Here is a 10231-nt window from a genome sequence, read left to right as displayed (position 1 = left end):
GGTGAAGGCCAGCGCGGCAACGGCTTTGTAGTTCATTTCCATTCCTCGTTATCGGGGCGTTAAGCAGCCTGCGCGCGTTCTTCGACGCGGTTTACGCTGCGGTAGAGATGATCAAAACGTTCGTTATCAAACTGATGGCTGGCGCCATCGAAGAACACGTGGCCCTGACGCAGGGCGACGATGCGCTCGCAGTAGCGCAGGGCGTAATCCACCTGATGCAGCGTCACCACCACGGTGATGCCGTCGTTCTGGTTGATGTCGCGCAGGGTTTCCATCACGATGCGGGCCGATTCCGGATCCAGCGAGGCGATAGGCTCATCGGCCAGAATGATTTTGGCTTTCTGCATCAGGGCGCGGGCGATGGCGACGCGCTGCTGCTGTCCGCCGGAGAGCGTTGAGACGCGCTGGTGGGCAAAATGCGCCATGCCGACGCGGGTCAGCGCCTGTAAGGCTTCTTGTTTCTGGGAAGGGGAGAACCAGCGCAGGCAGGTGCGCCAGAACGGGGTGCTGCCGAGCGCGCCAATCAGCACGTTCTCGAGCACCGTCAGGCGGTTCACCAGGTTGAACTGCTGAAAGATATAGCCCGTCTGCGCGCGGCTTTTGCGAATATCGCTCGCCAGACGCCCCGCATGTTGCACGGTGTTACCCAGCAGCTCGACGCGGCTTTCCGGCGTTTTGTCACAGGTAATGAGGCCGCTTAAGTGACGAAGAAGGGTGGATTTTCCTGAACCGGATGGCCCCAGCAGCGCCACCATTTCGCCCTGCTGGACGGTCAGATCAACGGCATGCAGCGCCTTGTTGTGATGGAAGGTTTTGCTCAGTTTCTCGACGCGAATGACAGTTTGCATGTGCTGGGCCTCACGATAAATGTGGCCTCATGCTGGCGTATCAATATGACATTCAGGTTAAGTGTTGGTTGCGGGAGTTTGAAGAGTTGAGGGGGATTTGATGACAATCACCGTAGGCCCGGCCAGCGCAGCGCCACCGGACGCTGTTGCCGGATGCGCTGCGCTTATCCAGCCTACGATTTAACGACGTTAATCATCCACGGCACGCCGTATTTGTCGGTCACAGTGCCGAATCCGTGCGCCCAGAAGGTCTCCTGCCAGGCCATTTCAATATTGCCGCCATCGGCGAGGTTGTCGAACCAGCGCTTGCCTTCCGACACATCCTGGGTGTCGAGCACCAGTGTGAAACCCGCGTATTGCGCGCTGCTGCCAGGCGGTATCCCGTCGCTCATCATAATGTCGCTGCCCGCGATGCGGACGTTAGAGTGGGCGATGGCGGTATCCGGGAAGTTCATGCCGGACGGACAGCCTTCTTCGCTGTTTTCGTCTTTAGGCATTTCGCCGAAGGTGATTTTGTAGAGGAGTTCTGCGCCGACGGCCTGCTGATAGAAGGCGGTGGCCTCCGCACAGTTGCCGGCGAAAGAGATGTAGGGACTTAACGGCATAATCTTTACCTCACGTAAGAAAAGCCCGTTAAGTGTAGTTCCCGAACGCCCGGTAAGCGAAGCGTCACCGGGCGGGTCAATCAGTTCTTTTTCACGAACTCAGATTTCAGTTTCATCGGACCGAAGCCGTCAATTTTGCAATCGATATTATGATCGCCTTCAACAAGACGGATGTTTTTCACTTTGGTACCAATCTTCAGCATGGAAGAACTGCCTTTTACCTTCAGATCTTTCACAACGGTAACGCTGTCGCCGTCTGACAGCAGGTTGCCGTTCGCGTCTTTCACAATCAGCGTATCGCTGTCCTGCGCAGGCTCCGCATCGTTCCATTCATGGGCGCATTCCGGGCAAACGAACATGCCATTGTCTTCATAGGTGTATTCAGAATTGCATTTCGGGCAGTGTGGAAGTTGCATGTTGGTATCCTCAAAAGTGTTAACACGCTGGAAAACGCCAGCTAAATGACGGCAGTGTGCCGAAAAAGGCAGCGAGTATAACGCAAATCCCCACTTTTGTCGGTGATATTGTTTTAGAAAAATAGCGCAAAAATGCGTAAAAGATGACACGAACTGTCAGTGAATTAAGGGAAGCTTATGCCCTGCACAGCAGTGATCGTTATGATGATAAATATATCGAATATTTTATTACAGCAAATTGCTACGCTGTGCCATTTCGGATAAGGTGAAGGAACAAGCCGTTATTTATCTATCCTTTCTGATGCTATACATCTTTTGGTGTCAGGGAATACCTCTCTTTTTTGGTGGGTAAATAACGATGATATCTCCTGATGTTTCCTGAAAATGCGTTTTGTCTATTTACTTTTGGTCTTCTGACCAGAGGGATGTTTTACACGTATTAGAAGGGTGAGATTTAAATTCTCATTATCTTCAGTTACTTGTATTAAATGAACATGTTTTCCATACGTGATCATATAAGCCTGAACAGTATAATTAAAAAAACGTGGCTTAATAAAAGTAATAAATTTGCGTTAAGGGAAGGCTTTTATCATGCACACACAGACCATATTTGAATTAAGCCAGGAAGCCGAACGTTTGTTACAGCTGGCTCTGAACAATCTTGATTCATTAAAATCAATGCCGATTGCAAAGCTGGATAGCACAGCCGCTGCCATGAGCGGCGTTAATAACAACGTTTTGCCATTACATTTTAGCGCGCGGGGTGTCGACGCTCAGCAGGCGTTGCTGAATAACGAATTACGCAAAATAACCCGCCTCGAAATGGTGCTGGCGATTGTGGGTACCATGAAAGCGGGAAAATCGACCACCATTAATGCGATTGTGGGCACGGAAGTGCTGCCGAACCGCAATCGTCCGATGACGGCGCTGCCCACGCTGATCCGCCATACGCCGGGCCAGAAGGAGCCGGTGCTGCATTTTTTGCACGTTGCGCCCATTGATACCCTGATTTCCCAGTTGCAGACGAAATTGTGCGATAAAGATCGCGGCAAGCTGGCGCGGCGTCTGGAAATCGACAAGGACATGAATACGCTGCTGGAGCGCATCGAAAGAGGTGAGGCGTTCGGAAAACATCACCTGGGCGCGGAGCCCATCTTTCATTGTCTGAAAAGCCTGAACGATCTGGTGCGGCTTTCGCAGGCGCTGGGTGTGGAGTTTCCTTTTTCTGAGTATGCCGCGATTGAACATATTCCGGTGATTGAGGTGGAATTTGTGCACCTCGCCGGTCTGGATGCGCATCTTGGTCAACTGACGCTGCTCGACACGCCGGGGCCGAACGAGGCCGGTCAGCCGCACCTGCAAAAAATGCTCAGCGAGCAGCTGGCGCGCGCCTCCGCCGTGCTGGCGGTGATGGACTATACCCAGCTTAAATCCATTTCCGACGCCGAGGTTCGGCAGGCAATTTCGGCGGCGGGGAAATCCGTGCCGCTTTACGCCCTGGTCAATAAATTCGATCAGAAAGATCGTAACAGCGACGATGAAGAGCAGGTTCGGGCGATGATTTCCGGCACGCTGATGAAAGGGAATATTTCTCCGGGACAAATTTATCCGGTCTCTTCCATGTGGGCCTACCTGGCAAACCGCGCCCGCTATGAGATGAACACCCATGGGCGGCTTCCCGATCATCAGGATCAGCGTTGGGTGCAGGATTTTGCCGAGGCCGCGCTGGGCCGCCGCTGGCGTACGGCCGATCTCGACGATAGTGACCATATTCGCCATGCGGCGGATCTGCTGTGGGAGGATTCGCTGTTCGAACAGCCCATCCGCAAGCTGATTTACGCGGCTTACGCCAACGCCTCGCTGTTCGCCCTGCGGTCGGCATCGCATAAGCTGCTGAACTATGCGCAAAATGCCAGAGAATACCTGGATTTTCGCCATCAGGGACTGACGGTCGCCTTTGATGAGCTGGAGCGGAATATTAAGCGCCTGGAAGAGGACATGGCGATGCTGCGTCAGCGGCAGAGCGTAGTGAGCGATGAGGTCCAGCATGAAGTTGAAGAGGCGCTCAACGCAGCGGATACATTTCTGCTTAGTCAGAAAGGCGAACTTCACCAGGCGCTGGACGACATGTTTAGCCGCCCGTTAATTCTTGATTTAGCCGGGCGCGAGCCATCCAGCATGCGTACAGACGACACGGATGGGAACCAGCAACTGGTGCTTGACGATGAAGGGCAGGCACAGATTGTCCTGAGCAAGATCCGATCGTCATGCGAGCAGATTTTGCTGAATGCGCAGAGCAGAATTAGCCGGGAGCTGGCGTTACGCTTCGATCAGCTGGAGTCTACGCTCGCCCGATCGTTGAATGAGGCGATGCGCCCCATCGAGATGCAAATTAAGGAACAGCTCAGTCATGCCGGCTTTCGGGCGCGGATTAGCTTTCCGGCGTTTCAGGCAAACCAGCTTAACTTCAATACGCGCGGCTTATTTAATGATGCCATTGTGCAGGACACCCCTCCCGCCAGTCAGCCTGCAGGGGCGGGCAGCGTACGTAATACCGTCTCGCGCTGGCTCAATCATCCCGGCTGGGGCTGGGAAGCGTATGTGGAGACGCGCACCCGATATGTCATCGATATCGCCCAGCTTCATGGCAAATTTACGCAGCATACCGATCAGTTTTGCGATCAAATACGTAAAGCTTTGGCCGCGCAGGTCGATGTCTCTGTTACGGCAGGTATGGCAACGTTCTTTGCAGAGTTTTCGTTGTGCCTGACCGGGTTACAGGAAAGCTTGCGTGATAGCCTTGCCGTGCGGCAGCAGAATGAGCATTCAACCCGGGCGCTTAGCCAGTTGTTGAAGCAAAGTATGACCACAGCGGCGTGGATTCAGGAAGATACCCGACTGTTACGCGATGATATTCAAACCTTATTCGCGGCAGAGCAACCATGACAACACAGCTACTGGACGGTCCCGGGCGGACGCTGGAGTGTATTCATCCAAAATTTATGGTCGATTTGGTCCAGGGGGCGGATGCTGCTCGTCACACCCTCCTGGGGCCACAGCAACTGCAATTTCGTGAGCGTTTGACGCAGGAGATCGTTACGCAGACCCGGTTGCGGCCATGGGCAATGGCGGGAATGCTCAACGAAAATGCAGCACTGCGGCTGGGTCTGGCGGAGAAACTGGCCGGTATGCTCGACCCTGGACACCTGGCGCTGACCCGCATGTCCGACAAGCTGGTAGCCCTGCGCCAGCAGGTTAATCCACGCCTCCCTCAACCTTCCGGATTGTTGCAACAGTACGAGGCGCTCTCCGCACATTTCAACCAGCGTGCCGCCTATAAAGAGAAAGCGCTCGCGCAGCGCGGCCTTACGGTTCAGGCGGGCGAGCACAGCGAGCAAATTTTTACCCGCTGGCGAGCCGGGCAGTATGACGGCTGGTCGCTGGCTGGCCGCTGCTTTATCGTGCTGGAAGAGTTGCGCTGGGGCGCGTTTGGCGATGCCTGTCGTCTGGCGAATAGTGATGTGGCGGCCATGCTGAAAGATAACCTGCGCAGCATGGCCGCAAACTATCTGGCACAGGGGATTAACGCTTCTCCCACCACCCGGCATTTTTACCATCAGTGGCTGACGACGCCCGCTTCTCCTGGTCTGATGGATTATAAAGATATGCTTGGCTGGCTGGGGGACTGGTGTCAGGCGGATAAACATCCGGTGAGCTGGTCAGTGACGCAGAGCTGGCAAACGGTCGCGCTGGGTATGCCGAGACTCTGTTCGGCAAAACGGCTGGTGGATGGCATGGTGGAAGAGATATTTAGTGCGTGATTGCCCCCTCTTTTTAAGGAGGGGGCGAACGGCTTAGTGGTGCATTTCTACCGCTTTCGGCTCTGCCTGGGTTTCCGGAACCTGTCCAAAACGTCTGGCGTACAGCGCCGTGATGATCGGGACCAGAATCGCCGTCACAATCACGCTGGCGGCAACCAGGGCCGTGGCGGAAGCCGCCACTGGTTCAAAGGCCGGGTTAATCTGGGCGATAATCACCGGGTTAGCTACCGCAGCGCCTGCGGCCGACGAGGCGGCCACACCTGCGGTTCCGTTACCGCCCCCGATGACGCGGTCTGCAATAATTAGCGGAATACCCGTGATGAGGATGACGGCAACACCCAGCACAATACCCAGCAGGCCGGTTTCCAGAATCACGTTCAGATTGATGGTATTGCCCAACGCGAAGCCGAAGAACGGGATCAGTACCGGGGTGGCTTTGCTGAAGAAATCGCGCAGATCGTGATCGAGGTTGCCTAGCGCAAAACCAATCAGGAACGGCAGGATCGCCCCGACAAAATGGTGGGGTTCAAAGGAGGCAAGGCCGGCAGAACCCAGAATCAGCATGGTCATCAGCGGACCCGACTCCAGGGACATCAGCACGAACGCGCCTGATTCTTCTTTGGTGCCATATTGATTCATCAGGCTGGCATAGAGACCGCCGTTGGTCATATCCATTGCTGAAACAATGGCCAGAACGGATAATCCGGCGAAGAATCCGGTCTGTATGCCATTCTCCGGAATGAACATCGCGCAGATCATGGCAACGACCCAGGCGACCGCAATTTTAGTAATGACCAGCGTCCCTGATTTACGTAATACCGTACCAGTTGCACGTAAATTAATAGATGCGCCGATGCAAAAGAACCAGACTGCCAGAATCGGCACCGTTCCGGTGATCATACCTTTTGTAAAACCGCCAAAATAAGCACCGGTATTCGGGGCCAGCGTATTTAATATCGCGCCAAGTACCAGCGGGACCAGCATCATCCCGCCCGGGATGCGTTCTATTGTTGCTTTAATCTTCATCATTAACCCTCACATCTCGCCCGCGTGGCTGGCGGAAATCTCAAAAAATAGATCAACAAATTCAAATGATTGCCTTTTTTGAAGACCAATCGATTCGTTACTTATGCTGTAAAGCGAAATTCAGGTGCTTAGCATTCCTTCATTTGAAAGCCGCTGGGATATTGTGTTCGGGTTTATCATGCGATCTTTGGAATTGCGATTCAATGAAAATAAAACACTGTTTTAGTTATCTGCGTCACATATTGAATGTAAACAGGAATGCCCGCTGTTAATAATTAAATTTTGTGTAAATTCGATGTGAAGAAATGTGATTGTTTTTTGTTTTAAGAGGAATAATAACGGGTGTTAAGATGTGCTTGATAAAGGGGGGTGAGAATGACCTTATTTATCGTGAATTGACAAAACCTGAAGCCAACTTACGAACCGGAAAAATATATGTGAAGTTGATCACATATATAAACGCTGGTAGGGTAAAAAGGTCTTTAACTGCCCAGACAGGCGTCAACAGGTTCGGTTGTATTGAGGTAAAACGTCAATGTAAGTAAACCTGCTACGCTTGAATAAGGAGATTCGCATGGAGCGGATCTCTGGTTCACAGCTTGCAAATGCGCTGTGAAACGGACGGGGCTGAGTCTACGAGGAAAGCTATGCTTAGAAGGAAAAAAGTAAAACCCATCACGCTGCGCGATGTCACCATTATTGATGATGCGAAACTGCGCAAAGCGATTACGGCGGCCTCGCTCGGTAATGCGATGGAGTGGTTCGATTTTGGTGTCTACGGCTTTGTTGCCTATGCGCTTGGTAAAGTGTTCTTCCCCGGTGCCGATCCCAGCTTGCAGATGATTGCCGCGCTGGGTACGTTCTCTGTTCCCTTCCTTATTCGCCCTCTCGGTGGCCTGTTCTTCGGCATGCTGGGTGATAAATATGGTCGCCAGAAGATCCTGGCTATTACTATTGTCATCATGTCGATAAGTACATTCTGTATCGGCCTTATTCCGTCCTATGCGACCATTGGTATATGGGCACCGATCCTGCTGTTGATCTGTAAGATGGCGCAGGGCTTCTCCGTTGGCGGCGAATATACCGGTGCATCGATTTTTGTCGCCGAGTATTCTCCGGATCGAAAACGCGGCTTTATGGGCAGCTGGCTCGACTTTGGTTCGATTGCCGGGTTTGTCATGGGCGCGGGAGTTGTGGTTCTGATTTCAACCGTAGTGGGTGAAGAGAACTTCCTCGACTGGGGCTGGCGTATTCCGTTCTTCCTGGCGCTGCCGCTTGGCATCATCGGTCTTTACCTGCGTCACGCCCTGGAAGAGACGCCTGCGTTCCAGCAGCACGTTGAAAAGCTGGAGCAGGGCGACCGTGAAGGGTTGCAGGATGGCCCGAAAGTGTCGTTCAAGGAGATTGCGACCAAACACTGGCGCAGCCTGCTGACCTGTATCGGTCTGGTGATTTCCACCAACGTGACCTATTACATGCTGCTGACTTACATGCCGAGCTATCTGTCGCATAACCTGCACTACTCGGAAGACCACGGTGTGCTGATTATTATCGCCATCATGGTAGGCATGCTGTTCGTGCAGCCGATTATGGGTCTGCTGAGCGACCGCTTTGGCCGTAAGCCATTCATTATTCTCGGTAGCGTCGCACTGTTCGCGCTGGCAATCCCGGCCTTTATTCTGATTAACAGCAATGTGCTGGGGCTGATTTTCGCCGGTCTGCTGATGCTGGCGGTGATCCTCAACTGCTTTATCGGGGTGATGGCTTCTACGCTACCGGCAATGTTCCCGACGCATATTCGCTACAGTGCGCTGGCGGCAGCCTTTAATATCTCCGTTCTGATTGCGGGCCTGACGCCGACGCTTGCTGCTTCACTGGTGGAGAGCACGCAGAACCTGATGATGCCTGCTTACTATCTGATGGTTATTGCGGTGATTGGCCTGATTACCGGTATTACTATGAAGGAGACGGCGAACCGTCCACTGAAAGGGGCAACGCCTGCGGCGTCCGATATTCAGGAAGCGAAGGAGATCCTGCGCGAGCACTACGATAACGTAGAGCAGAAGATTGAAGATATTGACGCAGAGATTGAAGAGCTTCAGAAAAAACGTTCTCGCCTGGTTGACCAGCATCCGCGAATTAACGAGTGATAAAAAACCCGCCGCTGGCGGGTTTTCTTTTATTAGCATCCTGCGGCGATATAGTCGCCGCTGGCGCTGACGGGGATCACCGTCAGGAAGAGGATAGTTGCGAACAATATCAGAACAACTCCTCCGGCTATTTTGACCATCGGCATTACCCAGTTCAGGGAAGTGCCGCCACTAAACCAGGCTACTGTGCGTTCACGCGCGTAACGTACTGCCAGCGACAGCCCCATAATCGACAGCGCCGTGCCCAGCGACATTGTCATCACAGCAGCAATTCCCCAGCTAATAATGCCGAGCGCATTCGAGAACATCAGGATCATAATTGCTCCGCTGCACGGGCGTGCGCCAATGGCCAGCACCACGCCCAGACGGGTTTTCCAGTCGCTTTTAGCCAGATCCACCCCTACGCCGTGATGGCCGCAGCCACAGTGTTCATTATGCTGATGATGCGGCTTGATGGCGCTAATCGCCATTTTGCGCGGACGCAGGCTGCTGAGCGCCTGATAAATGATAAACGCACCGAAGGCGGCAATCAGTAAGGCGCTGATTTTCTCGACGTACCAACGGCTGGTACTGATATCCCCTGCCGCGAGGTTCAATCCAACCGCCAGGATAAAGACAAAGAGGATCGCGCTGACGCCCTGCATCAGGCTACCGATAAACGGTACGACGCGCGCCGCGAGCTGGCTCTCTTTATTGGTGCTGAGATACGTGGCGACGATAAATTTGCCGTGTCCTGGTCCAACGGCATGGAGTACACCATAAAGAAACGCACCGGTTAACAACCACAGCCCACCGCTGTACTGATGATTATTAAGTTGCAGCAAATACATCACCAGATAACGGTGCAGGGTGATCTGAGCGGCGAGGCACCACTGAATAAATGCATTCCAGTGCGTATGCAGTGCGAAACCTGCCATAAGTAACACCAGCACGGCGAGCCCGGCGGTTGGGATACGCCAGTCACGTTGAAGTCGTTGTGTCGTCATCAGGTTGGTCTGCGAGAGGAATATTTGCCGCTAGTATAGTGTTCAATTAGCGGGATCGCACCGGGATCGTCAATGGATTGTGGATAACTCTGTGCGTAAAAGGGTATAAGGCGGGGTTTTGCTGGGGAATACAGCAGTCAGTCATTTTTTTGCAACTTTTCTGTTGCGGTCGCTCGGGAACTCCCTATAATGCGCCTCCATCGACACGGCGGATGTGAATCACTTCACAGACAACCCGGTCGGTTGAAGAGAAAAAATCCTGAAATAACGGGTTGACTCTGAAAGAGGAAAGCGTAATATACGCCACCTCGCGACAGAGCGCTGAAGCGCGTCGCAACTGCTCTTTAACAATTTATCAGACAATCTGTGTGGGCACTCA

8 protein-coding genes are annotated in these 10231 nt (G+C 53.2%); 3 read left to right on the top strand and 5 right to left on the bottom strand.

From position 1 onward, the window contains the following. Nucleotides 1-59 precede the first annotated feature (59 nt). From phnC to HP459_RS17410, 3 genes are all read right to left on the bottom strand, one after another. A complete protein-coding gene (gene phnC, locus HP459_RS17420; RefSeq protein ID WP_003860210.1) occupies nt 60-848 on the bottom strand; it encodes a phosphonate ABC transporter ATP-binding protein in 789 nt (262 codons plus the stop codon). A 173-nt stretch (nt 849-1021) separates the two neighbouring features. Continuing rightward, nucleotides 1022-1453 carry a VOC family metalloprotein YjdN gene (yjdN, locus tag HP459_RS17415; RefSeq protein WP_022646788.1) on the bottom strand — a complete coding sequence of 144 codons (432 nt, stop codon included), beginning with the start codon at nt 1451-1453 and terminating at the stop codon, nt 1022-1024. A gap of 80 nt (nt 1454-1533) precedes the next feature. Beyond that, a complete protein-coding gene (locus tag HP459_RS17410; RefSeq protein WP_022646789.1) occupies nt 1534-1869 on the bottom strand; it encodes a zinc ribbon domain-containing protein YjdM in 336 nt (111 codons plus the stop codon). Between the two features lie 591 nt (nt 1870-2460). On the opposite strand from HP459_RS17410, the gene crfC reads away from it, so the two are divergent. Continuing rightward, nucleotides 2461-4815: a clamp-binding protein CrfC gene (gene crfC, locus HP459_RS17405; protein WP_022646790.1), complete on the top strand. Its 2355-nt coding sequence runs from the start codon at nt 2461-2463 to the stop codon at nt 4813-4815. Continuing rightward, nucleotides 4812-5690 carry a diguanylate cyclase regulator RdcB family protein gene (locus tag HP459_RS17400; RefSeq protein ID WP_022646791.1) on the top strand — a complete coding sequence of 293 codons (879 nt, stop codon included), beginning with the start codon at nt 4812-4814 and terminating at the stop codon, nt 5688-5690. The genes crfC and HP459_RS17400 overlap by 4 nt, the downstream gene beginning before the upstream one ends. A 33-nt stretch (nt 5691-5723) precedes the next feature. On the opposite strand, the gene kdgT is transcribed toward HP459_RS17400, so the two are convergent. Then, nucleotides 5724-6716: a 2-keto-3-deoxygluconate transporter gene (gene kdgT / locus HP459_RS17395; protein WP_171936544.1), complete on the bottom strand. Its 993-nt coding sequence runs from the start codon at nt 6714-6716 to the stop codon at nt 5724-5726. A gap of 647 nt (nt 6717-7363) precedes the next feature. Between kdgT and proP the strand changes: the two genes are divergently transcribed. After that, complete coding sequence (proP, locus tag HP459_RS17390; RefSeq protein ID WP_022646793.1) at nt 7364-8866, top strand: glycine betaine/L-proline transporter ProP; 1503 nt, start codon at nt 7364-7366, stop codon at nt 8864-8866. 32 nt (nt 8867-8898) lie between these two features. On the opposite strand, the gene HP459_RS17385 is transcribed toward proP, so the two are convergent. Beyond that, nucleotides 8899-9852 (bottom strand): nickel/cobalt transporter, encoded by a 954-nt coding sequence (locus HP459_RS17385; protein WP_023299116.1) that lies wholly within the window; start codon nt 9850-9852, stop codon nt 8899-8901. Nucleotides 9853-10231: the final 379 nt, after the last annotated feature.

Source organism: Enterobacter sp. CM29, from assembly GCF_013179605.1.
GTDB classification, from domain to species: Bacteria; Pseudomonadota; Gammaproteobacteria; order Enterobacterales; family Enterobacteriaceae; genus Enterobacter; species Enterobacter intestinihominis.
This window is presented reverse-complemented; position numbering and strand designations above follow the sequence as displayed.